The sequence below is a fragment of the Methylosinus sporium genome (assembly GCF_003113265.1).
Lineage (GTDB): Bacteria > Pseudomonadota > Alphaproteobacteria > Rhizobiales > Beijerinckiaceae > Methylosinus > Methylosinus sporium.
In genome coordinates this window covers 1-22,687 of sequence record NZ_PUIV01000034.1, presented here as the reverse complement: position 1 = coordinate 22,687, position 22,687 = coordinate 1, and the positions used below count along the sequence as shown (strand labels likewise).

General features: G+C 66.0%; 26 protein-coding genes, 1 tRNA gene and 1 pseudogene. 14 read left to right on the top strand and 14 right to left on the bottom strand.

The window, feature by feature from the left end; translation table 11 throughout:
• Positions 1-9: 9 nt before the first annotated feature.
• On the top strand, positions 10-1,059 hold the full coding sequence (locus C5689_RS16045; RefSeq protein ID WP_108918261.1) for an NADP(H)-dependent aldo-keto reductase: 1,050 nt from the start codon (positions 10-12) through the stop codon (positions 1,057-1,059).
• Positions 1,060-1,080: 21 nt separating this feature from the next.
• Positions 1,081-1,548 (top strand): GNAT family N-acetyltransferase, encoded by a 468-nt coding sequence (locus C5689_RS16040; RefSeq protein WP_108918260.1) that lies wholly within the window; start codon positions 1,081-1,083, stop codon positions 1,546-1,548.
• 13 nt (positions 1,549-1,561) lie between these two features.
• Here the strand turns inward: C5689_RS16040 and C5689_RS16035 are convergent, their stop codons facing one another.
• Entirely contained in the window at positions 1,562-2,416 is an 855-nt protein-coding gene (locus C5689_RS16035; protein ID WP_108918259.1) for an AraC family transcriptional regulator, read from the bottom strand.
• Between the two features lie 150 nt (positions 2,417-2,566).
• On the opposite strand from C5689_RS16035, the gene C5689_RS16030 reads away from it, so the two are divergent.
• Positions 2,567-3,181: a glutathione S-transferase family protein gene (locus tag C5689_RS16030; RefSeq protein ID WP_108918258.1), complete on the top strand. Its 615-nt coding sequence runs from the start codon at positions 2,567-2,569 to the stop codon at positions 3,179-3,181.
• 77 nt (positions 3,182-3,258) lie between these two features.
• Here C5689_RS16030 and C5689_RS16025 read toward each other — a convergent pair whose 3' ends face one another.
• Positions 3,259-4,353, bottom strand: coding sequence for a histidine phosphatase family protein (locus C5689_RS16025; protein WP_108918257.1), 1,095 nt, complete (start codon positions 4,351-4,353; stop codon positions 3,259-3,261).
• Positions 4,354-4,775: 422 nt separating this feature from the next.
• On the opposite strand from C5689_RS16025, the gene C5689_RS16020 reads away from it, so the two are divergent.
• Positions 4,776-5,210: an RrF2 family transcriptional regulator gene (locus C5689_RS16020; RefSeq protein ID WP_108918256.1), complete on the top strand. Its 435-nt coding sequence runs from the start codon at positions 4,776-4,778 to the stop codon at positions 5,208-5,210.
• Between the two features lie 2 nt (positions 5,211-5,212).
• Here the strand turns inward: C5689_RS16020 and thiD are convergent, their stop codons facing one another.
• Together thiD and C5689_RS16010 are read right to left on the bottom strand one after the other, a co-directional pair.
• The gene (thiD, locus tag C5689_RS16015; RefSeq protein WP_108918255.1) at positions 5,213-6,022 is read right to left on the bottom strand and encodes a bifunctional hydroxymethylpyrimidine kinase/phosphomethylpyrimidine kinase; all 810 of its coding nucleotides are present in this window, start codon (positions 6,020-6,022) and stop codon (positions 5,213-5,215) included.
• 21 nt (positions 6,023-6,043) lie between these two features.
• Positions 6,044-7,057 (bottom strand): WD40 repeat domain-containing protein, encoded by a 1,014-nt coding sequence (locus C5689_RS16010; protein ID WP_108918254.1) that lies wholly within the window; start codon positions 7,055-7,057, stop codon positions 6,044-6,046.
• A 135-nt stretch (positions 7,058-7,192) separates the two neighbouring features.
• On the opposite strand from C5689_RS16010, the gene C5689_RS16005 reads away from it, so the two are divergent.
• The gene (locus C5689_RS16005; protein ID WP_108918276.1) at positions 7,193-7,519 is read left to right on the top strand and encodes a hypothetical protein; all 327 of its coding nucleotides are present in this window, start codon (positions 7,193-7,195) and stop codon (positions 7,517-7,519) included.
• Here the strand turns inward: C5689_RS16005 and C5689_RS16000 are convergent.
• Entirely contained in the window at positions 7,504-7,695 is a 192-nt protein-coding gene (locus C5689_RS16000; protein ID WP_158271823.1) for a hypothetical protein, read from the bottom strand. The two genes, C5689_RS16005 and C5689_RS16000, sit on opposite strands and share 16 nt — an antisense overlap.
• Before the next feature lie 308 nt (positions 7,696-8,003).
• Between C5689_RS16000 and C5689_RS15995 the strand changes: the two genes are divergently transcribed.
• Positions 8,004-8,639 (top strand): HdeD family acid-resistance protein, encoded by a 636-nt coding sequence (locus C5689_RS15995; protein ID WP_108918252.1) that lies wholly within the window; start codon positions 8,004-8,006, stop codon positions 8,637-8,639.
• A 69-nt stretch (positions 8,640-8,708) separates the two neighbouring features.
• Here the strand turns inward: C5689_RS15995 and C5689_RS15990 are convergent, their stop codons facing one another.
• A complete protein-coding gene (locus tag C5689_RS15990) occupies positions 8,709-8,954 on the bottom strand; it encodes a hypothetical protein (RefSeq protein WP_018266465.1) in 246 nt (81 codons plus the stop codon).
• Positions 8,955-9,102: 148 nt separating this feature from the next.
• Here C5689_RS15990 and C5689_RS15985 point away from each other — a divergent pair, with 148 nt between their 5' ends.
• Both C5689_RS15985 and dapE read left to right on the top strand, forming a co-directional pair.
• Positions 9,103-10,005 carry a methyltransferase domain-containing protein gene (locus C5689_RS15985; RefSeq protein WP_108918251.1) on the top strand — a complete coding sequence of 301 codons (903 nt, stop codon included), beginning with the start codon at positions 9,103-9,105 and terminating at the stop codon, positions 10,003-10,005.
• A gap of 55 nt (positions 10,006-10,060) precedes the next feature.
• Positions 10,061-11,218 (top strand): succinyl-diaminopimelate desuccinylase, encoded by a 1,158-nt coding sequence (gene dapE / locus C5689_RS15980; RefSeq protein WP_108918250.1) that lies wholly within the window; start codon positions 10,061-10,063, stop codon positions 11,216-11,218.
• A 57-nt stretch (positions 11,219-11,275) separates the two neighbouring features.
• On the opposite strand, the gene C5689_RS15975 is transcribed toward dapE, so the two are convergent.
• From C5689_RS15975 to C5689_RS15960, 4 genes are all read right to left on the bottom strand, one after another.
• Positions 11,276-12,319: a sensor histidine kinase gene (locus C5689_RS15975; RefSeq protein ID WP_108918275.1), complete on the bottom strand. Its 1,044-nt coding sequence runs from the start codon at positions 12,317-12,319 to the stop codon at positions 11,276-11,278.
• Positions 12,320-12,475: 156 nt separating this feature from the next.
• Complete coding sequence (gene parE, locus C5689_RS15970) at positions 12,476-14,491, bottom strand: DNA topoisomerase IV subunit B (protein ID WP_108918249.1); 2,016 nt, start codon at positions 14,489-14,491, stop codon at positions 12,476-12,478.
• A gap of 270 nt (positions 14,492-14,761) precedes the next feature.
• On the bottom strand, positions 14,762-15,385 hold the full coding sequence (locus tag C5689_RS15965) for a 2OG-Fe(II) oxygenase (RefSeq protein ID WP_158271822.1): 624 nt from the start codon (positions 15,383-15,385) through the stop codon (positions 14,762-14,764).
• 72 nt (positions 15,386-15,457) lie between these two features.
• Positions 15,458-16,126: a DJ-1/PfpI family protein gene (locus C5689_RS15960; RefSeq protein WP_108918247.1), complete on the bottom strand. Its 669-nt coding sequence runs from the start codon at positions 16,124-16,126 to the stop codon at positions 15,458-15,460.
• Positions 16,127-16,226: 100 nt separating this feature from the next.
• Between C5689_RS15960 and C5689_RS15955 the strand changes: the two genes are divergently transcribed.
• Positions 16,227-17,174 (top strand): GlxA family transcriptional regulator, encoded by a 948-nt coding sequence (locus tag C5689_RS15955; RefSeq protein WP_162301199.1) that lies wholly within the window; start codon positions 16,227-16,229, stop codon positions 17,172-17,174.
• 191 nt (positions 17,175-17,365) lie between these two features.
• Here the strand turns inward: C5689_RS15955 and C5689_RS18655 are convergent, their stop codons facing one another.
• Entirely contained in the window at positions 17,366-17,659 is a 294-nt protein-coding gene (locus tag C5689_RS18655; protein WP_167398735.1) for a hypothetical protein, read from the bottom strand.
• A 281-nt stretch (positions 17,660-17,940) separates the two neighbouring features.
• Positions 17,941-18,030: transfer RNA gene (locus C5689_RS15945), tRNA-Ser, on the bottom strand.
• A 385-nt stretch (positions 18,031-18,415) separates the two neighbouring features.
• Here C5689_RS15945 and C5689_RS15940 point away from each other — a divergent pair.
• The 5 genes from C5689_RS15940 to C5689_RS15920 all read left to right on the top strand — a co-directional run bounded on the left by C5689_RS15940 (position 18,416) and on the right by C5689_RS15920 (position 21,554).
• Positions 18,416-18,865, top strand: coding sequence for a gamma-glutamylcyclotransferase family protein (locus C5689_RS15940; RefSeq protein ID WP_108918245.1), 450 nt, complete (start codon positions 18,416-18,418; stop codon positions 18,863-18,865).
• Entirely contained in the window at positions 18,862-19,728 is an 867-nt protein-coding gene (gene panC / locus C5689_RS15935) for a pantoate--beta-alanine ligase (RefSeq protein WP_108918244.1), read from the top strand. The genes C5689_RS15940 and panC overlap by 4 nt, the downstream gene beginning before the upstream one ends.
• Positions 19,725-20,012 carry an acylphosphatase gene (locus C5689_RS15930; RefSeq protein WP_108918243.1) on the top strand — a complete coding sequence of 96 codons (288 nt, stop codon included), beginning with the start codon at positions 19,725-19,727 and terminating at the stop codon, positions 20,010-20,012. Before panC ends, C5689_RS15930 begins: the two co-directional genes overlap by 4 nt.
• Before the next feature lie 5 nt (positions 20,013-20,017).
• Positions 20,018-20,842: a 3'(2'),5'-bisphosphate nucleotidase CysQ gene (gene cysQ / locus C5689_RS15925; RefSeq protein WP_108918242.1), complete on the top strand. Its 825-nt coding sequence runs from the start codon at positions 20,018-20,020 to the stop codon at positions 20,840-20,842.
• Between the two features lie 148 nt (positions 20,843-20,990).
• Entirely contained in the window at positions 20,991-21,554 is a 564-nt protein-coding gene (locus C5689_RS15920) for a DUF1134 domain-containing protein (RefSeq protein ID WP_108918274.1), read from the top strand.
• Here C5689_RS15920 and rsmD read toward each other — a convergent pair.
• A complete protein-coding gene (rsmD, locus tag C5689_RS15915; protein WP_108918241.1) occupies positions 21,523-22,104 on the bottom strand; it encodes a 16S rRNA (guanine(966)-N(2))-methyltransferase RsmD in 582 nt (193 codons plus the stop codon). The genes C5689_RS15920 and rsmD overlap by 32 nt on opposite strands.
• 3 nt (positions 22,105-22,107) lie before the next feature.
• Positions 22,108-22,687: pseudogene (locus C5689_RS18720) on the bottom strand (pseudouridine synthase); the annotation flags it as partial.

Below are 22,687 nucleotides of genomic sequence, written 5' to 3'. Positions count from 1 at the left end.
CGTAACGCAATGGACTATCGCAAATTGGGCCGCACTGATCTCAGCGTGTCGGCGATCGTGCTCGGCACGATGACATGGGGCCAGCAGAACACCGAGGCCGAGGGACATGCGCAGCTCGACTATGCGCTCGATCGCGGCGTCAATTTCATCGACACGGCGGAAATCTATTCCATCCCGCCGCGCGCCGAGACGCAGGGCTCGACCGAGCGCATCATCGGCTCCTGGCTCGCGGCGCGAAAGAACCGCGACAAAGTGATATTGGCGACGAAAGTCTCGGGCCGCAGCGAGAGCCCCTATCTGCGTCCCGACGCCGAGGGAACCAGGCTCGATCGCAAGAACATAGAATATGCGATCGACGGATCGCTGAAGCGCCTGCAGACGGATTATGTCGATCTCTATCAGCTGCATTGGCCGGATCGCCCGCTGCCGCTGTTCGGCGCCGGCGGGACCATTTATCGCGCGCCGCCGAAGGTCGACGAAATTCCCATAGAGGAAACGCTGGAGGCGCTCGCCGATCTGGTGAAGGCGGGCAAGATTCGCCATATCGCGCTCTCCAATGAGACGAGCTGGGGCGTCGCGCGCTTTCTGAGCGCGGCGGAGAAGGGCCATGGGCCGCGCGTCGTCTCGATCCAGAACGCCTACAACCTCATCAATCGCACTTTCGAGATCGGCCTCGCCGAATTCGCGACGCGCGAGCATGTCGGCCTGCTCGCCTATTCGCCGCTGGCGCAGGGCTATCTCACCGGCAAATATCAAAATGGCGCGCGTCCCGCCGGCGCGCGCACGACGCTGTTCGAGCGCGGCCAGCGCTATGAGAAGCCCGGCGTCACGCAGGCGATCGACGCCTATCTCGCGCTGGCGAAGGAGATCGGCGTCTCGCCGGCGAAGCTCGCCCTCGCCTTCGTCACCTCGCGTCCCTTCGTGACCTCCAACATCATCGGCGCGACGACGATGGCGCAATTGCAGGAGGATCTGGATTCGGTCGAGGTGACGATCACGCCGGAAATCGAAGCGCGCATCGACGAGATTCATCAGCTGCACAGCAATCCCGCGCCGTGAGGCGCAAGAGGAAAGCGGGCCATGGATGTGAGACTGCGGCTGGCGCCGCTCGAGGAAAAGCGAGAGATCGCCGCTCTGCTGCGGCGCTATCTCATCGAGCTCGGCCCTTGGGGCTATGACGAGCCCGACAATTATCCTTTTCTCGATTCCTACTGGCGCGAGCCGCGTCGCTCTCCTTATGTGATCGAAGCCGATGGCGCCGCCGCCGGCTTCACCCTCGTCAACGCCATCTCCATCTCCGGCTACCCGGTCGAAGCTTCCATAGCGGAATTCTACGTGCTGCCGCATCTGCGCCGCGGCGGCTGCGGCGGCGCGGCGGCGATGCAGGCGTTTCACACGCGCGTCGGCTGGTGGGAGCTGTCCTTCCATCGCGACAACGCCGCCGCCCGCGCCTTCTGGCCGAAGACCGCCGAACGCGCCGGCGGCAAGCGCATTCAGTTTTTCGATGTCGGCGAGAGCCGCATATTGCGCTTTCGCATGACGAAATGATTCGGCGCGCCGATCACTTCACCGGAATGAGCAGATCGGTGATCAGCCCTTCGGGCGGCGCGTCATAGGGCGTGTTGCGATAGATCTCGAGCGCGGGGCGATCGTCCGGCTCATGACCGCTCGTCGGCAGCCACTCGCCATAGAGCTTCTGAAAGGCCGCGCCGATCCCGCTGTAGGGGCCGACATGCCGATAGGAGGCGTAGCGCCCGCCGACGATATCGGCGATCGTCACCTCGCCCGAGGCGGCGACGCCATCTGGAAAGGCCAGGCCGGCGCAATAGCGAAAGCCGCAATCTTCTTCCGGGTCGCCATAGCAGACGCCGATGGGATAGAGCGCTCGCCCGGCGAGCCCCGCCTGCATATGCCAGCGCCACAGGCCCGCCCATGTCTCCGGTATCGACGCCACCGGCCCCTTGTGCTCGAGAAGATGCGCGCGGATCGGCGCCAGCTCGACGATCTCGACATTCATGGCTGCGTCCTTTCTCGTGACGACGACGGGGGAAGGCAGAGTGAAATCGGCGGCGGCGCGATGCGTCGCGCGAAACTGCGTAGGGCTCACGGCGACAAAGCCGCGAAAGGCGCGCGCGAAGCTCTGCGCATTCTCATAGCCCGCCTCCAATGCGATATCGGTGACGCTGCGCGCGCTCATCGCCAGCGCGCGCGCGGCGAGGGTGAGACGGGCGCGGCGAATCGTGTCGGCGAGGCTTTCGCCCTGCATGGCGCGATAGATGCGATGAAAATGAAAGGGCGAAAAATTGGCGAGCGCCGCCCAATCCTCCAGCGAGCGCGCTCGCGCGGGATCGCGAAAAATCGCCTCGGTGACGCGCGCGATGCGCCGCGCATAATCATTGCGTGTGGTCTGCTTCATGGATTTCACGAATAAACGAGCGGCGCGCCGCACGCATTGCAGAGATTGCTGATTTTCATTCTATGGGCGAAAATCCATACGGCCGTCGAATTAACGCATTTGTCGCGATGATCGCGTCTCGGGCCGGGACGAGCGAGAAGGATTTTGAACATGCGTCTCATCGGAATGCTGGATTCGCCCTATGTCAGACGCGTCGCCGTATCGCTGCGAGCCTATGGTCTGCCTTTCATCCATGAGCCCGTGTCGGTGTTTCGCGATTTCGATGCTTTTTCGCAGATCAACCCGGTCGTCAAAGCGCCGACCTTCGTCACCGACGAGGGCGTCGCTCTGCTCGATTCGACTCTGATCCTCGATTATCTGGAGCGCCTCGTCCCCGCCGAGCGGAGGCTCACGCCGGAGCGGCCGGAGCATTTCTCGCGCGCGCAACGAATCATCGGGCTGGCGCTGGCGGCGAATGAGAAGACCGTGCAGCTCGTCTATGAATCGCTCCGCCCGCCGGAGAAGCGGCACGACGCCTGGATCGCGCGCGTCGACGGCCAGCTGCGGGCCGCCTACCACCTGCTGGAAAAAGAGGTCGCCGAGGCCAAGGAGAGCTTTCTCTTCGGCGCGCGCCCGCTGCAGCCGGATATAACGACGGCCGTCGCCTGGCGCTTCTCGCGCTTCGCGCTCGCCGATCGCCTCGACCCCGCCGATTATCCGGCGCTCGGGAACTTTTCCCTACGCGCGGAGGCGCTGCCGGAATTCATCGCCGCGGATTTCGACTGACGCCCTTCGCCGACAGAATGCGAGGCTGAAGGCTCGCGGTCCAAAGCCCATCGGACCCGCGCGCCTTTCGGCGAGGATCAGCGCCGCAGCTTGCCCAGCAGCCAGTCGAGCGCCTCGGGGAACACCAGCTCCTGCGCCGCGGCGATCTCCTCGGCGCTCCACCATTTCCAGCCGAGCACGTCGCTGCGCTCTATCTCCGTGAAGCCGCTGGTGTCGGGAGTGAACTCGCCCGTGCGAATAGCGTAGAAACGCTCGTCGGCCTGGAACCAATCCTCGCCGAGCTGCATCGGAAACTCGCGCGAGAAGACGATGTCGCCGATCTCGACGCCGGTGAGCCCGGTCTCCTCCGCGAGCTCGCGGCGGGCGGCGGCGTCGAAGGTCTCGCCGGGCTCCAAGGCGCCGCCGATCGAGCCCCAGAAATGCGAATGTCCCTGCGCCACGAACACCGGCGACAGGCGTGTCGAATAGCGGAACAGAAGAACGCGATTCTGCACGTCCAGAGGCAGCAGCCGCGCGGCCGGACGGCGCTCCAGCTTGCGCCCGTCATAGGGCATGACGACGCGCTCGCGCGCGCCCTCCTCCGCCCAGCGCTCGAGCTTCCAGCGTCCGTTCTCATAGAGGAACCAATTGGGCGCGGCGTGCAGCACCGGCGGATCGCGCTTCTCGGAGAGACCGAGACCGGTCGCGAGGCGATAGCCAATGTCCAGCACGCCGGCATGGGCGACGACAAGCACCGTCTCGCCCGGATGCCGCGCCGCTATGGCGCTCAGCTCATCGCCGACGCGCGCGGCGAAAGCGGAGAGCGTCTCGCCGCCCGGAATGAGAAAATCCGCCTGTCGCTGGCGGTGCTTGGCGTGCTCGCTCGGAAAGGCGCGGTCGACATCGTCGAAGGTCATGCCGTGCCAGCCGCCGTCGTCCTTCTCGCGCAGCGCGACGCTCGTCTCTATGGGCAGGCCGAGCCGGCGCGCCAGCGGCGTGACGGTCTGCATGGCGCGTTTCAGATCGCTGCTGTAGATGCGGTCGAAATGCGTCGAGCCGAGCTCGCGCGCCAGCGCCTCCGCCTGCGCCATTCCGCGGACATTCAAGGGGATGTTCAGCTGCCCTTGAACACGCCTCTCGAGATTCCAATTGGTTTCGCCGTGCCGGGCGAGACAGATGCGCGTGCGCGCCATGAAGATTCTCCGGGATAGCCGCACGTCCTAACGACGAAATGTCGATCCGTCCAGCGGGACTGTGCGCCGCACAAAGGGACGCCGCCGCCGGCTTCATGCGCCACGCCCACGCCGGCGCGGATGCGCCCGCAGACGCGCCATCATCATAGTATTCTACTGAATTTATGCCCGGCTCGCCGGATGGGCGATTTCTCTCCGCCGCGCGCGGGATCGCACCTCGGCGTTTTCCTTCTTGCGCGATTGTCGATATATCTATTCTATTCGCATCGTCGGCTCGGGGCCTCGGCGGGCTCGCGTCGCGCCGTCCGCCGCGCCCTCGTCCCGCTCGGCGCGGCGAAGGCAAGACAGCCGATGGAGTTTGCCGAGTTGACCGAGGCGAGGCTCGCGCTCCATGCGGCGCGCATGGGAGAGATTGCGAACCGATGCTGTCCAACAAAGCGAAATACGGGCTCAAGGCGCTGATCCATCTCGCCGGCGCCGAAGGGCAGTGCCTCGCCGGCGATATGGCGGCGCAGAACAATATTCCCCGCAAATTCCTCGACGCGATCCTGCTGGAATTGCGCAACGCCGGCATTCTCAACAGCAAGAAGGGCAAGGGCGGCGGCTATCACCTCGCCCGTCCCGCCGACAAGATCACCGTCGGCCAGATCATCCGCATTCTCGACGGGCCGCTCGCGCCCATCGCCTGCGCCAGCCGCACCGCCTATCAGCGCTGCAACGACTGCCCGGACGAGGACGCCTGCGCGATCCGTGATCTTATGCTCGATGTGCGCGACGCCATGGCGTTGATCCTCGATCGCACCAGCATCGCCTCGCTGCGCGGCAGGGGCGGCCGTTCGGCGCAAATCCTGCGCTGACGTCACCGCTTCCAGAGGTCGCGCAGCACATGCGGAGGCCCGCGCCCGCCGCCGAGCGCGAGCGTATCGGCGGCGCCGAGCGCCCGCGCCAAAAAATCCTTGGCGGCGCGGATCGCCGGGACGAGTTCCGCGCCCTGCGCCAGATGGGCGGCTATGGCGGCGGAGAGCGCGCAGCCCGTGCCGTGCAGATTTCGCGTCGGCGCGCGCGCGCCGTGGAATTCCTGCACGCTCTCGCCCTCGACGAGAATGTCGAGCGGCTCGCCCGGAAGATGGCCGCCCTTCATCAGCACGGCGCGCGCCCCACGGGCGAGAAGCGCGCGACCCTGCTCGACCATTTCTCCCGGAGCGGACGCCGCGGGCGCGCCCAGAAGGGCGGCCGCCTCGGGAAGATTGGGGGTCACGAGCGCCGCGAGCGGAAAGAGCCGCGCGATCGCCGTCTCGATCAAGCCGGCGGAAGAAAGGGAATCCCCGCTGGTGGCGACCAGCACAGGATCGAAGACGATGCGCCGCGCCCCGGCGCGGGCGAGGGAATCCGCCGCCGCCTGAGCGATCGCAGGCTCGGCCAACATGCCGATCTTGACCGCATCCACCTCTATATCGGCGAAGATCGAGTCGATCTGCGCGGCGACGACCGCGGGCGGAACCGGATGAACGAGGCTCACTCCTTTCGTATTCTGCGCGGTGAGCGCCGTGATCGCGGCCATTCCGTAGCAGCGCAGCGCCGAGAACGTCTTGAGATCGCCCTGCACGCCGGCGCCGCCGCTGGGATCTGAGCCGGCGATCGACAAAAGCTTGGGAATATGGGCGGCCATGAGCGCCTCCCGCTCCGAATCCTATTTTGTCGGCAGCGTCAACACGCCCGCCGCGCCGGTCTCGGCGCCGACGAGCAGCCGCGTTCCCTTGGCGTCCCAACAGAGCGCCGAAATGCGCGCCGGCGCGCCCTGGTCCGGGGCGCGCACGAGCAATTCAGCGGCGTCGGTGAGGCGGCACAGCATCACCATTCCATCCTCATAGCCGACCGCCACGGCGAGCGCGCGCGGATGAAAAGCGACGCGTGTCACCTTCACCTCCGGCCGCACGCCGCACTCGCGCGGCGACTCGCCCATCGGCCCATCCTTGGATTGGAACGGCCAGACGACGCAGGCGTCGGCGCCCGAGGTCGCCAGCCATTTGCCGTCGTGCGACCAGGAGAGCGAACGCGTCTTCGCCGGATAGCCCGCCATGCGCATATTCTTGCCGTCGGAGACGCGCCAGCCGTGCAGCATGTTCTCCTGCATTGTGGTGAGCACGAATTTGCCGTCCGGCGAGACCGTCGCATCGATATGCGAGCCCTTCCACTCCAGAACCTCCGGCGCGCCGGCGTTGGGAAACCACAGCGAGACGCCGTTGTAATGAGCGATGGCGAGCCGATAACCCTTCGGAAAGAAGGCGATTCCGCGCGAGCTCGACGGCAGCGGCAGCGTCTTGACCTCGCCCTTGGGCGTGCGCGCCCGCAGCTCGCGGCCGACGGTCCAGGCGAGCGTCCCATCGCCGCGGGCGGCGACGGCGTCGATCCATTTGCCCTTTTCATCGGCGATGATCTCGCGGCCGCCGGCGACGCCCGACGCGATGACGAGCCCGTCGTCGCCGCCGGTAATCAGCCGCTCGCCGTCGCTCGCCGCGACCAATATGGCGCCGTCGGGATGCGCCACGCTGTGGCGGAGCTCGGCGCCGCCCGCAATGGTGAGCCGTCCGTCGCCGAGCGCCAGCACGGGCGCCTCGCCGAGAAAGGAAGCGGCGACGACCTCCGCGCCGGCGTCGAAGGGCGTGAAAGCCGAAGTGAGGGAGGGAGCTGCGCCAAAGGTCACGATCGGAGTCGCCTCGGGGGAACGGGATTGGGGTCGGGGACTCGCCGCCCCGCCAGCCCTCTATAGCGGATTTGCGCGGCGGTGGCGCCGTTCTTTCATGCCGGCTCGCGTCTCGAATGGGGATGGACGAGCAAAATGCAGCAAAAGCCCGACAGCGCCGACTATCTTTCTCTCTTCGGCCGCTACAAGGAGGATTTCGGGGACGTCTACATGGACCCAGAGGATGAAAGGTTTCGGCTGCTTTTCGACCAGATCTGCCGAATGCTCACGCAGCCCTCCTCCTTCAATCTCGGCCTGCCCGAGCAATTCCGAACGACCGCCTCGCGCTATCTCGACGGCGATCCCCATACGGTCGCCCATATGAAGACGATCGAGAACCGCCATTTCATGCTGAGCGATCTTTTCGACTATATTCACCTCGTCAAGACGATGGGCGGCTCCTGGGATCAGCGCGGACGCTGATCCGACGAGAAAGCCGCGCCGGCCGGAGATCCCGCGCAGGGGCAGAGCGGCAAAACGCTCGGCGCATAGAGCGAGAGCCAAGTATGGCCGAATTTCGCGAAGGTGAACATCACCGCGAGCGCATTGGTCGCCAAGATGAAATAGAGAAGCGGAATTTTCCGCGCGAATGCGCGCAAACTCCAGGCCATCTGTCGGAACACTGAGCAATGAATATAGTTTTTCTATGAAACTATTCTTCGAGACTGACGATCTTTCATGCGCTAGTCATGCAGAAAAACAGAAATATATGCAGAGATATATTAGGAATAAGCGGTAGAAATCTGGTTAATGCGTCCAAAATCGTCCGCATCGACGCTCGCGACGCGAGCGGCGCCCGGCGGAGGCCTCGACGAAATGCAAAACGGACCGATGTGATGGCGGGGCGCGGCTCCCCCGTCGGAGAGCCGTCGCTTCGCGACACCTTGAGATTTCCGAGGAGCCAAGCATGAGCACGAGCAATGTATCCGGCGACCCGTTTCGCGGCGGCCCGTTCGATTTGAACAGGCTCGAGGCGAAAAACGCCATTCTCGCCCATAATTGGTGGGCTATCGCCCTGCGTGGCCTCGCCGCGATCCTATTCGGGATCATCGCCCTGTTCATGCCCGGCGTGACGATCCTGTCGCTGGTGCTGGTCTTCGCGATTTTCGCTGCCGTCGACGGCATAGCCACGATCGTCGCCGCGGTGCGCGCCGCGCGGCAGGGCGAGGCCTGGCTGTTCCTCTTCCTGGCCGGATTGGTGAAAATCGCCGCTGGCGCTTTCGCGGCCTTCTGGCCCGGCATCACGGCGCTGATCTTCGTCGCAGTGTTCGGCGCGGGCGAGGTCGTCGGCGGCGCGCTGACCTTCGGCTCCGCGCTCGATCTGAAGGAGGATCACGGCCGCTGGTGGCTGGCGCTGGGCGGCCTGCTCGCCGTCGTGTTCGGCCTGTTTCTGCTGCTGACGCCGGTCATCGGCGCGGTGGTGCTGAGTTGGTGGCTCGGCATCTATGCGATCGCGCTCGGCATTGTGGAGCTGATCCTGGCCTTCCGGCTGCACGCCCGCCATGTCGAGCATCCGCCGCTGGCGCATCCGCAGGGCGCGTAAATAAATCGGGGCGCCCGCAGCCACAGGCGCCCCGTGCCCCCTCTCCGCCCCCGCGGAAAGCTCGCGAAATCAGTCGATCGAGGAAATCTTGATCGGCGAATCGAGATCGGCGTGCACGACCTTGAGGCCCGCCTTGGCGACGGCGGCCTCATCGGCGTACCAGGTCGACTCGTGATCGAGTCCGCCGTATTTATTGAAGACCATCACATATTTGGCCTTCAGATCCACCTCGCAGCGCAGCCCTTTGCCGGGCTGGCCGATGGGCCGCATCTTGCCGTCCCAATCGATGAAATAGCCCCCGGTCTCCTCGGACATTTCCTGTTCCCTTTCGGACATTTGTCTCCGTGACCGCGAGGAAGCACGTTTCAGGCCAGCCAGCCCGAATGCCCACATCGACGAAAGCTTGATTCGCCGACGCGCGCCTGTAGTGTTCCCGGCTCCTGTTCGAAATCCACGTTGGGAAATGAAGCAGTCGCATTTTCGAGGCATTCGCCGCGCCTACGACCTGTTGTCGATCAAGACGTCCCGCTTCTTCAACGCCGGCTGGTATCTCTACCGATATCCAGACGTCCGCGACGCCGCCATCGATCCCGCGCGCCATTATCTCGACTTCGGCGCGCAGGAGGGGCGCGATCCGAGCTGGGCCTTTTCGACCGCCGGCTATCTCCTGCGCTATCCCGACGTCGCCGCCTCCGGCGAGAATCCGCTGCTGCATTTCATCCGCATCGGCGCGCGCGAGGGACGCGAGCCGGATCGCGATTTTCTGGTGGAGATCAAGCCGCCGCTCGACTACCGGCCCGAAGTGGATGTCGCCGCGGCTTTCGACCGTCTGCTGCGCGAGCGCCGGCCCGCGCGCGTGCTGGAGGCCGGCACGCGGCAATCGACGCTAGGCGTCGCGACGCATTCGCGCCCCAATTTTCCCTGGGTGCGCGACGCGGACTATCTCAAGATGGACATACGAGAGGGCCAGGATGTGGACGTCGTCGCCGATCTCCATGCGCTCCCCGCGCAATGGACCGGCGCTTTCGACTGTTTCCTCGCCAACGCCGTGTTCGAGCATTTGGAGCGGCCATGGATCGCGGCCAAGGAGATCGCCCGTGTGCTGGCGCCGGGCGGCCTGTTCTGGATCGGCACGCATCAGTGCTTCCCCATCCACGCCCATCCCAATGATTTCTTCCGTTTCAGCCGCGACGCCTTGCGTCTGCTGCTCGAGGACGCCGGCCTGATCGTCGAGGCCTCCGATTACGAGGGCCGCTGCGCCATACTGCCGCCGGGCGACATGGTCTTCCCCGCCAATGTCGATCTTTGGAACATGACGGAGCCATCCTTCATCGCCGTGCGCGCCGCCGGCCGAAAGCCGGCGTGAAACGCGGCGCGCCCCGCCTATTGCGGAGGCTCGCCGCTTTTCCTAACTTCCCCCCATGACTCTTTCCCCCGCCCTTTCCATCACCCGCGATCTCCTTCGCTGCCCCTCCGTCACCCCGGCGGACGCCGGCGCGCTCGGCGTGCTCGAGCAGCGCTTGAAGGAGGCGGGCTTCGCCACGCATCGGCTCGTCTTCAAAGAGGAAGGCACGCCGGACATCGACAATCTCTTCGCCAAGATCGGCGAGGGCCGGCCGCATCTCGTCTTCGCCGGCCATACGGATGTGGTGCCGAGCGGCAATCCCGAGCGCTGGCGCTTCGACCCCTTCTCCGGCGAGATCGCCGACGGCAAGATTTTCGGCCGCGGCGCCTCCGATATGAAGGGCGGCATAGCCGCCTTCGCCGCCGCCGCCATCGACTATGTGAAGGAGCATGGCGCTCCCGAGGGCGCCATCTCCTTCCTCATCACCGGCGACGAGGAAGGCCCCGCCGTCAATGGCACGGTGAAGATGCTCGATTGGGCGAAAGCCAATGGCGAGATCTTCGACCATTGCATCGTCGGCGAGCCGACCAATGTCGAAGAACTCGGCGACACGATCAAGATCGGCCGGCGCGGCTCGCTCAACGGGCGTCTCGTGGTGCGCGGCAAGCAGGGCCATTCCGCCCATCCGCATCGCGCCGAAAATCCCACGCCCACTGTCGCGCGCATCGTCACCGCTCTGTCGACTCACGTCTTCGACGAAGGGACGGAGCATTTCGACCGCTCCAATCTCGAGGTGACGTCGATCGACATCGGCAATCAGGCCGCCAATGTCATTCCCGGCGAAGCGCGTGCGCGCTTCAATATCCGCTTCAACAATGTGTGGACGCTGGAGACGTTGCAGGCGGAAATCCTCCGCGTGATCGAGACGGCCGCGGCGGGCGCGAAAGTGGAGGTGGAGTTCCTGCCCTGCAATTCGCTGCCCTTCCTCACCGCGCCGGGCGATTTCAGCGCGCTGGTCGCCGGCGCGATCGAGCAGGTGACGGGGCGCCGTCCGGGCCTTTCGACCAGCGGCGGCACGTCGGACGCGCGCTTCATCACGCGCGATTGTCCGGTGCTGGAGTTCGGCCTCCTCAACGAGTCGATCCATGCGGTGGACGAGCACGCGCGGCTCGAGGATGTCGACGGGCTGACCGCGATCTACAAGCGCATCATCGAGACGTATTTCGCGCGCTGAAGCGCGCTCCCTTCTCCCACCAGTGGGGGAAGGGAGCGCCGTTCGATTGCAGAATCCTCACTCCGCCAGCGCTTGCGCCGCCGGCACGGCGAGCGTCCATTCGAAGCCGTCGGGCGGAAAGCCGATCGTCGCCTCGCCGCCCAGCGCTTGCGCGACGAGGCGCTTGATCACCTTATGGCCGAAGCCCTCGCGCATCTGCTCCGGCGCCGCCGGCGGGCCGCCGAACTCGCGCCACTCCACCACAAAACGCGCATCGTCGATGCGCCAATGCAATTCGATGCGCCCCTCCGGCTGTGACAGCGAGCCATGCGTCAGCGCATTCACGGCGAGTTCGTGCAATGCGAGGCCGATGTTCTGCGCCGCCTCCGGCTTCAGCATCAGATCGGGGCCGCCGGCGCGCGTCTGCTCCTCGACGCAGCCGGCGTCGAGACAATAGGACAATTGCGCGCGCACCAGCTCCGGCATCGACGCGCCATGCCAATCCTGCGAGACGAGAAGATCATGCGCCATGGAGAGCGCCTGCAGACGCGCGGCGAATTTGCGCTGGAAATCGGCGAGCGAAGGCGCGCCCGCCGCCGTCTGCCGCGCCATGGCCTGCACGACGGCGAGAAGATTTTTGGAGCGATGCACCAGCTCGCGCAGCAGCACATGGACATGATCCTCGCGCCGCTTGCGATCGGTGATGTCGCGCGCCGTGCCGATGATGCGCGCGGCGCGTCCGCCTTCGAAAAACGTGCGGCCGCGCACTGCGATCCAGCGCTCGACGCCGTCGGTCTGGCCGATGATGCGATACTCCGCCTCGTAATCGCCGAGCTGGCCCGGATCGAGCGCGGCGGGCGCCGCCTCGCGCGTCTGCGCCTTGTCGTCCTTGTGCATCGCATTGCGAAAAATCTCGAAGCTTCCGGGCGCGCCTTCCGGCAAAGCCCAGAGCGCGCGCACCCGCTCGTCGAGATGCACCTCGCCGGTGACGAGATCCCAATCCCAAATTCCGGTGAGGCTCGCATCCAGCGCCATGCGCATTCGCTCGAGCGCCAGCGCGGCGTCGCGATCATCCGCCCGCTGCGGCGCGGACGCCTCGCTCTTGCTGTCGATGTCCGTCAAGATCGGTCCCTCGACGCCCGCCGCCCGCTTCGAGTGGCGCGAACCATAGCCCAACGGCCGTCGGCGGGCGAGAAAATCATTTCAAAATCGCGCGACTCATCGATCGCGCCCCGATATGCGAGAGAGGAAACGCCGTGGTCCGATCCACGGTTCCCTTCACACATCCAATTCCGTGGCGAAAGCGGCGCGCTCCTGAATGAAGGCGAAACGCGCCTCTGGCTTGGCGCCCATCAGCCGCTCGACGCAATCGGCGGTCTCCTCGCGCTCCTCGCCGGCGATCACCACCTTGAGCAGAGTGCGCTTCCTGGCGTCCATCGTCGTTTCCTTGAGCTGAGCCGGCATCATCTCGCCGAGGCCTTTGAAGCGGCTCGTCTCGATCTTGCCCTTGCCGGTCAGCACTTTCTTCACCAGCTCGTCGCGATGCGCGTCGTCGCGCGCATAGACGGTCTTGGCGCCTTGCGTGAGCTTATACAGCGGCGGCACGGCGAGATAGAGATGGCCGCCGTCGATGAGCTTGGGCATTTGCCGAAAGAAGAAAGTGATGAGCAGCGACGCGATATGCGCGCCGTCGACATCGGCGTCCGTCATCACGATGATCTTGTCGTAGCGCAAATCCTCGTCGCGATAATGCGAGCCGATTCCGCAGCCGAGCGCCTGCACCAGATCGGCGAGCTGCTGATTGGCGGCGAGCTTCTCGCGTCCGGCGGAGGCGACATTGAGAATCTTGCCGCGCAGAGGCAGCACCGCCTGGCTGGCGCGGTCGCGCGCGGCCTTGGCGGAGCCGCCGGCGGAATCGCCCTCGACGATGAATATCTCCGAGCCTTGCGACGATGTATTGGTGCAATCGGCGAGCTTGCCCGGCAGGCGCAATTTGCGCGTCGGGGATTTGCGCGCCTGCTCCTTCTCGGCGCGTCGGCGAAGCCGCTCCTCGGAGCGCTCCACCGCGAAATCGAGCAGCTTGCCCGCCTGCGACGGCGCGCCGGCGAGCCAATGATCGAAAGCGTCGCGCACCGCGCCTTCGACGAGGCGCGACGCTTCGACATTCATCAGCCGCGTCTTGTTCTGGCCCTGGAATTCCGGCTCGCGAATGAACACGGAGATCATCGCCGCCGATTGGCCCATGAGATCGTCCGCCGTCACATTGGCGGCGCGCTTGGCCTGGCCGATGCGCTCGGCGTGATCCTTCAAGCCGCGCAGCAGAGCGAGGCGAAAGCCCGCCTCATGCGTGCCGCCGTCGGGCGTCGGAATCGTGTTGCAATAAGAGTGCGAAAAGCCGTCCTCATTGGCGAACCAGGCGATCGCCCATTCGAGCGAGCCATGGCCGCCCTCGCGCTGCACCTTGCCGACGAAGGGCTGATCGGCGACCAGCTCCTTGCCCTCGGTCTCGCGCGCGAGATAGTCGCGCAGGCCGCCGGGAAAACGCAGCACCGCCTCGGCCGGAACGTCGGAGCCCGGCTCGATCAGCTCTTTGGCGCAGCGCCAGCGAATCTCGACGCCGCCGAAGAGATAGGCCTTGGAGCGCGACATGCGGAACAGCCGCGCCGGCCGCCAATGCGTCGCCGGGCCGAAGATGTCCGCGTCCGGCTTGAAGCGCACCTTGGTGCCGCGACGATTGGCGATGCGGCCGAGCTTTTCGAACTTGCTGGCGACGAGGCCGCGCGAGAAGACCTGACGATAGAGCTGCTGCTCTCTGGCCACCTCGACCTCGACCCTCTCCGACAGGGCGTTGACCACGGACACGCCGACGCCGTGCAGGCCGCCGGAGGTTTGATAGGCCCCCGAGTCGAATTTGCCGCCGGCGTGCAGCATGGTCATCGCGACTTCGAGCCCGGTCTTGTCCGGAAACCGGGGGTGTCGATCGATCGGAAAACCGCGGCCATTGTCCACGACGGTGAGCCAGCCCTCCGGCTCGAGCGTGACCTCTATGAAGCTGGCGTGGCCTGCGACGGCCTCGTCCATGGCGTTGTCCAGCACCTCCGCGAAGAGGTGATGCATGGCGGCCTCGTCCTTGCCGCCGATATACATGCCCGGCCGCCGCCGGACCGGCTCCAGCCCCTCGAGCACCTCGATGGAGGCGGCGTCATACTCCGCCGGCGCCTTGGGCGCTTTCGCAGCGGGAGCGGCGGCCGGCTTGCGCGGGGCGCCGCCGAAAAGATCGTCGGATTTGGCCATGGAGGGGATTTTAGCGATTCGCGAGGGGGAGCGCGAGGGGGTATGAGAACATACAATGAACTTCTTTGAATAGGAACATCCGCCTATCTCGCGCTCTGCCTGTTCCAGGCCGACCAGAACGAAAGCTGTCCCGGACCTGGAGAAGAATCGGGTTGAGGTTTCCTCATCCTGAGGAGGCGGCGCAGCCGCCGTCTCGAAGGACGAGGAAACCGTCAGCGCCGCCTTCGGGAACTCGCCCTCGTGCTTCGAGACCGTCGCTTCGCGACCTCCTCAGCATGAGGGCGAGGGGGATTGCCCTTCGCGCGGCCGCCTCACCCAGCAATTGATCGAAAATCTCCCATCGGCAAATGCGCTCGCGCAGCGCGTCGGCCGCACCTCATGCAATGCGGTGGAAGGAAAAGCGACGAGACGATCATAGACCGGCGCTACATCCGCAAAGCCCGCATCCGGCGAAAAGAGCCGCAGCTCGCCGCCGTCGAAACGCTTGGGCAGCGCGTGAAAATAATAGACGAGCGTGAGCGCCCGCACGCTGTCGTGTCCGTCCGGCCGCGGCGGCGCATCGGCGTGGCGCTTGAAGAAGCCGCCGTCGCCATAGCGCACCATCTCGATCTCTTTTTTCGTTTCGGACGGCAGACAAACATTCAGCTCGCTCGTCAGACGCGCGAGGACCACATCGACGGACGCGGCGAAAGCCGCGCGCAGCGGGCCGAGCTCGAGAAGATGCGAAGAATCGCGCACCGACGTATCGACGCGCGCCTCGCGCTCGGCTGTGTAGAAACGCGATTGGTGAAATTCGCTCTCATGCTCCAGCGCGAATTGCATCAGCTCGCCGGCGCGCGCCGCGCCGAGAAAGCCGTCGATGACGACATGCGCAGGCGTGGCGGCGGTGGTCATAGGCGCATCCATTGCGGCGACAGAAGCGCTCGATAGAGCACAGAAAGCCGCATCGGAGAAGCCGCGCCGCGCTCAGCCGTGCAAAGCCGCAAAGCGCGCCTTTCGCTCGGCGAAACGCGGCGATACGAATTCGACCAGCGCTTCGCCCGCCGTCTCTGGACGCCCGCTGTCGAAAGGCGGCGCCGGCGCATATTCGATCGACAATTGGATCGCGCGCGCGACCTGCTCGCCGGCGATATCGGCTGCGAGCGTCAAAGCGAAATCAATGCCCGCCGTCACGCCGCCGCCGGTGACGACGCGGCCGTCGCGCACGGCGCGCGCGGCGTCTGGAACGGCGCCGAACAATGGCAGAAGATCGCGCCAGGCCCAATGGCAGGCGGCGCGCTTGCCGCGCAGCAGGCCGGCGACGCCGAGCAGCAGCGAGCCGTTGCAAACCGAGGTCACATAGCGCGCGCCTTCCGCGAGCCGCGCGATCTGCTCCAGATATTCGCGATCGACCGACGCCGCCTCGACGCCGGGACCGCCGGGAACGCAGAGGAGATCGCAGCGCTCCACGCTGGCGAGCGCGCGCGTCGAGCCGAATTCGAGCCCCGTGTCGGAAGCGACGGCGCCGCCCTCGCGCGAGGCGACGACGACCTCGGCGCCGGGCAGTCGCGACAGCACCTCGAAAGGCCCGGTGAAGTCGAGCTGGGTGAGACGCGGAAAAATCGCGAAGACGATGCGAAGGCTTTGGTCCGACATTGCGAGCCTCCCCCTTGTTGACGAAGGCAGAGTAGCGCCGCTAGGCTCTGTCTGAAATGACGGTTTCCCCACTTTTTCGGACAGAGCCATGAGCGCGCGGATCATCGCTCTGCTGATCTTCGAGGATTTTCAGATTCTCGACGCCGCGGGTCCGATCGCCGCATTCGAGATCGCCGCGCGCATCGTCCCCGGCGCCTATGCGATACGGACGATCGCCGCCGCTTCCGGCCTCGTACGCTCCTCCTCCGGCGTCGCCATGGCGGCCGGGGGCTTCGCCGCGGCGCGACGTTGCGACACGCTGCTGATCGCCGGAGGCCTCGGCACACGCGCCGCCGCCACGGACAGAGCGACTCTCGCTTTCGTCGCCCGCGCGGCGACGCGCGCGCGACGTGTGGCGAGCGTGTGCTCGGGCGCCTATGTGCTGGCGGCGGCCGGGCTTCTCGACGGCCGCAGAGCGACGACGCATTGGAGCCGCAGCGGCGATTTTCAGCGACGTTTTCCGAAGGTTCGGCTGGAGCCGGATTTGATCTTCGTGCGCGACGGGCCGATCTGGAGCTCCGCTGGAATCACTGCGGGGATCGATCTCGCGCTGGCGATGATCGACGATGATCACGGCGAAGATGTCGCGCGCGCCGTCGCGCGGCAGCTCGTCGTCTATCACCGACGCCCGGGTGGGCAATCGCAATTTTCCGCGCTGCTGGAATTGGAGAGTCGGCAAGACAAATTCGCGACGCTGCTCCGCTGGGCGAGCGAGCGTCTGCGACAACGCCTCACCGTGGAGGAGCTTGCCGAGCAGGCCGCGATGAGCCCACGCAATTTCGCGCGCGCTTTCTCCCGCGCCACCGGCGCGACGCCCGCCAAGGCGATCGAGCGCCTGCGGCTCGATAGAGCGAAGAGCGTGCTGGAGAGCGGCGCCGACGCGATCGAGCAAATCGCGCGCGACAGCGGCTTTCGCGATCCAGAACGAATGCGACGGGCGTTTCTGCGCGTTTACGGGCAGCCGCCGCAAGCGTTTCGGCGTGGAGGAAGGCGCTCCGCGCCGAGTTGAATGATACAGAGTTAAAAACCTGCTCTACCGGAACCGGAGGTCCCCATGACTTGACACTCGAGTTCATTACTCGTCAAATATAAGCGGCTCCACTTGCCACAAACCCTTTGCCGACCCGAGTTCAATTCATGACAAACAACTCACAGCCAGAAAATTCAACGGCCTTACCCTCGCCCTCACCAACTGGCCCGTCACCCGATCTCCACAAGATCTACGAAGCGATGTGGCGCAACATGGAAAGGGAAAACAATCTCATCAATTATCGAAACCAATGGTCCATCGTGCTGAGCGGCGGCATTCTCGCGACACAGGGAGTGTTGCTGACAGCGCTCAGAGAAATCGACAAGAACGCCGTCGACTACTTTTTCTCCGGTGGGATTCTGGGGGTGATGTTTCTTTTGTCCGCTCTGGCTATCTTTTTTTGCACAAAAACCAATGAAGGCGTTCAAGCAGCCCAAAATCAGCTGGAATATTTGAGGCGGCATTATGAATCATTTGAATCTGATATTAAATGCCCGGGAAATTTCTTCGAACTAAAATTGAGATACCCACGTCCTTTTGGCGACCCTCACGACCACAACAAAGGTAACATCGCAGCGTTGTCGTTCCCAAAAGTCATGCTCGTTATTTGGGTCGTATTCGCGCTCCTCGAAGGCTCTGCCGCTTCGATCTTGATCGCCGACGGTATTCGCAGCGTCTCACACAATCCGTCAGAGGCGACGCCGAAAGACAATTCTTCTGGAGGAAAAAAAGCAACCGTCTGGACTGGCGGAAGGGGTGGGATTCGAACCCACGGTGAAGTTTCCCCCACGGCGGTTTTCAAGACCGCTGCCTTAAACCACTCGGCCACCCTTCCGAACCCGGAGCCGTACCGGACTCGCGGCGAAGCCTATCGCTTCTCTATGACCGCGCGTCAACCGGCCGCGCGCGCCTAGCGGAACCAGACATAGACGATCGCCGCCGCCAGAGCCAGGACGAGGCCGATCGCCGTGTTGCGCAGAAAGCCGCCTTCGAACTCCTCCATTTCCGTCTTCCCTTCTCGCCCTCGCGTCGATTCGACGCATTTCTAAAACTGCATCCAACGCTGAGAATAATCGATGAGGGTGGTTTATTCCCAGGGGCCGCTCTTTGTTGGGAGCCCGGCGCAGGCCGGGCTCTTTTTCTTTCCGCGAGGGGCGCCCGCGGCGCCTCGCTCGCTGCGGCGCTATGCGCTAAGGTCCGCCGCCGCTCGGAAAGACCACATGCCTCTCTATTTCGCCTATGGCGCCAATATGGACGTCGCCGCAATGGCCGTCCGCTGTCCCCATTCGCGGCCGCTCGGCCTCGGCCGGCTGGCGCGCTATCGTTTCGCCATTCTGGAGACGGGCTACGCCACTGTCGCGCCAGATGCGCGGGCGCAGGTCCATGGCCTGCTCTATGACCTCGCCGTGGCGGATGTGCCGGCGCTCGACCGTTACGAGGAGATCGGCCGCCGGCTCTACCGCAAGGTGGTGCAGCCGGTGCTGCGCGCGCCAGTGGGCTCGGCGCGGGCGCTCGTCTATATCGGCACTTCGACGCGCGAGGGGCCGGCGGCGCCGGGCTATGTCGAGAATATCGTCGCCTCGGCGCGCGCTCTCGGCCTGCCCGCGGCCTATATCGCTTTTCTGGAGAGCCATGCGCCCAATGCGCAGCAGAGGATGAGCCGAAGATGAGCGCCTTTTTTGTTCCGACCGTCCACACGCTCGCCGAGTTGCGCGAGCGCGTCGCGCAATGGCGCGCGCGCGGCGAGCGCGTCGGCTTCGTCCCCACAATGGGGGCGCTGCACGAGGGCCATCTCTCGCTGGTGGAGGAGGCGCGCCGGCGCGCCCGCCGCGTGCTGGTCTCGGTCTTCGTCAATCCGACGCAATTCGGAGCTGGCGAGGATTTCGACCGCTATCCGCGCACGCTCGCGGACGATGTCGAGAAGCTCGCGAACGTTGCGGCCGATCTCTGCTATGCGCCGGCGGTGGAGGAGATGTATCCGCCGGGCTTTTCCACCACGGTCGCGGTGGGCGGGCCGGCGGTCGCCGATCTCGAGGATCATTTCCGGCCGACGCATTTTTCCGGCGTCGCCCTCGTCGTCGCCAAGCTGCTCAATCAGGCCGATTGCGACGTCGCCGTCTTCGGCGAAAAGGATTATCAGCAATTGCTGGTGATAAAGCGCCTGGCGCGCGATCTCGACCTGCGCGCGGAGATCGTCGGCGCGCCTACTTTGCGGGAGGCGGACGGGCTCGCAATGTCCTCGCGCAACATCTATCTTACGGCCGAGGAGCGGCGCATCGCCCCTGTGCTGCATCGCGCATTGACCGAGGCCGCTCGGCGCATCGCCGATGGCGAGCCGATCGGCCATGTGATGGGCGAGGCGCGCGAGCAAGTCGCCGCCGAGGGATTCCTCATCGATTATCTCGAGGCGCGCCACGCCGAGACTCTGGCGCGCGTCGCCCGCCGGCACGACGGGCCGATCCGCCTGCTCGGCGCCGCCAAGCTCGGCGCGACGCGGCTCATCGACAATATCGCCGTCGAGTCCGCGCAATGAGCGAGGCGCGACGCGTTTTCCGCATCATCGTGCGCGGCCGCGTGCAGGGCGTCGGCTTTCGCGCCTTTGTCGCGCGGGAGGCCGGACGGCTCGCGCTCGCCGGCTGGGCGCGCAATTGCAACGATGGCGCGGTGGAGATCGTCGCCGCCGGGCCGCAGGGCGCGCTGCGAGCGCTGGTAGAGGCGGCGCGGCGCGGACCGCCCGCAGGACGCGTCGACGATCTGCGCGCGGAAGAGACGAGCGAGGCGGCTCTCGTCGAGCGGCGCGGCGATTTGGAGTTCTAAAAAGCGTGCGGCTCGAGAGCGACGAAGATTTCGACGCGCTGGCGGCGGCCTTCGCCGATCTGGCGACCCGCGCCGGCGCCATTGCGATGGATGTCCTCGCCGCGCCGACGATCGACGCGCGCGCAAAGAAGGAGTCGAGCCCGGTCTGCGAGGCGGATGAGAGAATCGAGGCCTTTCTGACGCCGCGTCTCGCCGAGCTGCTGCCCGGCCTTCCCATCGTCGCCGAGGAAGCCGCCGCCGCGGGCGCCGATTTCGCGCGCGCCGAGACTTTCCTGCTCGTCGATCCGCTCGACGGCACGCGCGAGTTTCTCGCGCGCAGCGGCGAGTTCACCATCAATATCGGCCTCGTCGTCGCAGGCGCGCCGCGCGCCGGCGCGGTCTTCGCCCCGGCTCTGAGACAATTATGGTTCGCGGGCGCGCGCGCCTTCGCCGCCCATGCGCAGCCCGGCCGGCCGGCGCCGGAGCGCGAGGCCTGGAGCCTCCTGCGCGTGCGCGCTCTGCCCGCAGAAGGACCGACGGCGCTGGTCAGCCGCTCGCATCTCGACGCAGAGACGAAGGCCTTTCTCGCGACGCATCGCGTCGCAAAGACGCGCGATGTCGGCTCCTCGATCAAATTCTGCCGTCTCGCGGAGGGCGCGGCCGATCTCTATCCACGCTTCGGCCCGACGATGGAATGGGATACGGCGGCAGGCGACGCCGTGCTGCGGGCTGCCGGCGGCGGCGTCGTCGATCCTTCCGGCAGGCCGCTCGCCTATGGCAAGGCGGAAGCCTCCTATCGCAACGGACCTTTCATCGCCTTCGGCGATCCCGCCGCTGCAAGACTTTGTTAAGGCCGCGGAGAGATTCTTCGTCTCGCGAAGAAGAGCCGCCGAGGCGCCACAGGCGCGACACGATCGCATCCAAACTTCAGCGGACTGATTCGCATTCGCCGCAACGGGGGTTTTCGTAATGCGCGCCGCTCATTCGACTCGCAGAGAGATGCTCGCGCTCGCCGCGGCGGCCGCTCTGTCGCCGCTCACGCCGGCGCGCGCCTATGGCGAGCGGCCGGAACCCAGACCCGAGCCCATGTCCGGCGACGAGGTGGTGCGCAACGGCCATCGCTTCTTCGGCTCCATAGCGCGCGATCTCGCGCAGGGCGTCGAGCAGATGGCGCGGCGCTGGGGCCGCCCCAACGCCTATGTGCTGGGACAGGAAGGCTCGGGGGCCTTCGTCGGCGGCCTGCGCTATGGCGAAGGAGTCATGTACACGCGCAACGCCGGCCAACGGCGCGTCTATTGGCAAGGTCCGTCGCTCGGCTTCGACGCCGGCGCCAATGGCGACCGCACCATGATGCTCGTCTATAATCTGCCTTCCGTCGATGCGATCTTCACCCGCTTCGGCGGCGTCGCCGGCTCCGCCTATCTCGTCGGCGGACTGGGCTTCACCGAGCTCACGGCGGACGGCGTCGTCATCGCCCCGATCCGGGCGGGCGTCGGCGCGCGCCTCGGCCTCAATCTCGGCTATCTGAAATTCACGCCGGAAGCGACGTGGAATCCATTCTGACGCATCGCGCAATGACGATCTGCGTGTCGCCATAGCGGCGGCGCTCTTGCTCGACGATTCCCTCGGGCAGAGCGAGAGGCGCATCCGCCCCCTCTTCGATGACGATCAGCGCGCCCTCGGCGAGCCAGCCGCCGTCGATCAGCGAGCGCAGCGCGCGCGTCGCGAGATCGCGCCCATAGGGCGGATCGAGAAAAGCGAGAGTGAACAGTTCGCCCGGCGGCGCGAGGCCGAGCTTGGTCGCGTCACGCCGAAAAACGCGCGTCACGCCGCCCGCGCCCAGCGCCTCGACATTGGCGCGCAGCAGCGCGCGCGCCTCCGCGCCATCGTCGATGAAGAGGATTTTCGCAGCGCCGCGCGACAAGGCCTCGAGGCCGAGCGCGCCCGTGCCGGCGAAGAGATCGACGACGCGCGCGCCCGGAACCGGATCGTCATAGGCATGGGCGAGAATGTCGAAGACGGATTCGCGCAGGCGATCCGAAGTGGGGCGGATCGCCTGCGATTGCGGCGTCTTCAGCACGCGGCCGCGAAAGCTGCCGGCGACGATGCGCATGGGCTAGCGCGGCTTGCGCGGCGCGCCGCCGGGCTTGCGCGGCCCCTTGCCAGGACCTTTGCCAGCCGGCCCGCCTCTGCCCGGCCCTTTGCCCGCGCCGCTCCGCGGCGGACCGCGACGCTCGCCCGACGGCGGACGCGCATCCCCGTCACGACGCGGCGAGCGGCCCTCACCCGCCTTGCGCGGCGCGCGCTCGCCCCGCGGCGCGTCGCCGGAGTCGAAACGCTTGCCGGAGCCCTTGCCTGCGAAGCTCTTGCGCTCACCGGAACTCTTACGCTCGCCACGCTCGAAACGCTCGCCAGAGGGCGCACGGGCGGCCGCTCCCTCGCGACGCGGCGGACGCTCCTCGCCCTCACGACGCGGCGCGCGCTCGCGGCGCGGCCCATCGCTAGCGCCGAAGCTCGACCCGCGACGCTCGCCGCGGTCGAAACGCTCCGTCCGTTCGGCGCGCGGACGCTGCTCCGCGCCATCCCGACGCGGAGGACGACCCTCGCCCTCACGACGCGGCGCGCGCTCGCGGCGCGGCCCATCGCCGGCGCCGAAGCTCGAGCCGCGACGCTCACCGCGATCGAAACGCTCCGTC

Excerpts from the sequence above, each read along its gene's own strand:
- thiD (WP_108918255.1), bottom strand. The coding sequence starts at position 6,022 with ATGGCCGCCCATATTCCCAAGCTTTTGTCGATCGCCGGCTCAGATCCC.
- panC (WP_108918244.1), top strand. The coding sequence starts at position 18,862 with ATGAGCGCCTTTTTTGTTCCGACCGTCCACACGCTCGCCGAGTTGCGC.
- C5689_RS15995 (WP_108918252.1), top strand. The coding sequence starts at position 8,004 with ATGAGCACGAGCAATGTATCCGGCGACCCGTTTCGCGGCGGCCCGTTC.
- C5689_RS15930 (WP_108918243.1), top strand. The coding sequence starts at position 19,725 with ATGAGCGAGGCGCGACGCGTTTTCCGCATCATCGTGCGCGGCCGCGTG.
- C5689_RS15960 (WP_108918247.1), bottom strand. The coding sequence starts at position 16,126 with ATGTCGGACCAAAGCCTTCGCATCGTCTTCGCGATTTTTCCGCGTCTC.
- C5689_RS16005 (WP_108918276.1), top strand. The coding sequence starts at position 7,193 with ATGCAGCAAAAGCCCGACAGCGCCGACTATCTTTCTCTCTTCGGCCGC.
- C5689_RS16040 (WP_108918260.1), top strand. The coding sequence starts at position 1,081 with ATGGATGTGAGACTGCGGCTGGCGCCGCTCGAGGAAAAGCGAGAGATC.
- C5689_RS16025 (WP_108918257.1), bottom strand. The coding sequence starts at position 4,353 with ATGGCGCGCACGCGCATCTGTCTCGCCCGGCACGGCGAAACCAATTGG.
- C5689_RS15965 (WP_158271822.1), bottom strand. The coding sequence starts at position 15,385 with ATGACCACCGCCGCCACGCCTGCGCATGTCGTCATCGACGGCTTTCTC.
- C5689_RS15985 (WP_108918251.1), top strand. The coding sequence starts at position 9,103 with ATGAAGCAGTCGCATTTTCGAGGCATTCGCCGCGCCTACGACCTGTTG.
- C5689_RS18655 (WP_167398735.1), bottom strand. The coding sequence starts at position 17,659 with ATGCCGCCTCAAATATTCCAGCTGATTTTGGGCTGCTTGAACGCCTTC.
- C5689_RS16045 (WP_108918261.1), top strand. The coding sequence starts at position 10 with ATGGACTATCGCAAATTGGGCCGCACTGATCTCAGCGTGTCGGCGATC.
- C5689_RS16035 (WP_108918259.1), bottom strand. The coding sequence starts at position 2,416 with ATGAAGCAGACCACACGCAATGATTATGCGCGGCGCATCGCGCGCGTC.
- dapE (WP_108918250.1), top strand. The coding sequence starts at position 10,061 with ATGACTCTTTCCCCCGCCCTTTCCATCACCCGCGATCTCCTTCGCTGC.
- C5689_RS15990 (WP_018266465.1), bottom strand. The coding sequence starts at position 8,954 with ATGTCCGAGGAGACCGGGGGCTATTTCATCGATTGGGACGGCAAGATG.
- C5689_RS16020 (WP_108918256.1), top strand. The coding sequence starts at position 4,776 with ATGCTGTCCAACAAAGCGAAATACGGGCTCAAGGCGCTGATCCATCTC.
- parE (WP_108918249.1), bottom strand. The coding sequence starts at position 14,491 with ATGGCCAAATCCGACGATCTTTTCGGCGGCGCCCCGCGCAAGCCGGCC.
- rsmD (WP_108918241.1), bottom strand. The coding sequence starts at position 22,104 with ATGCGCATCGTCGCCGGCAGCTTTCGCGGCCGCGTGCTGAAGACGCCG.
- C5689_RS16030 (WP_108918258.1), top strand. The coding sequence starts at position 2,567 with ATGCGTCTCATCGGAATGCTGGATTCGCCCTATGTCAGACGCGTCGCC.
- C5689_RS15940 (WP_108918245.1), top strand. The coding sequence starts at position 18,416 with ATGCCTCTCTATTTCGCCTATGGCGCCAATATGGACGTCGCCGCAATG.
- C5689_RS15920 (WP_108918274.1), top strand. The coding sequence starts at position 20,991 with ATGCTCGCGCTCGCCGCGGCGGCCGCTCTGTCGCCGCTCACGCCGGCG.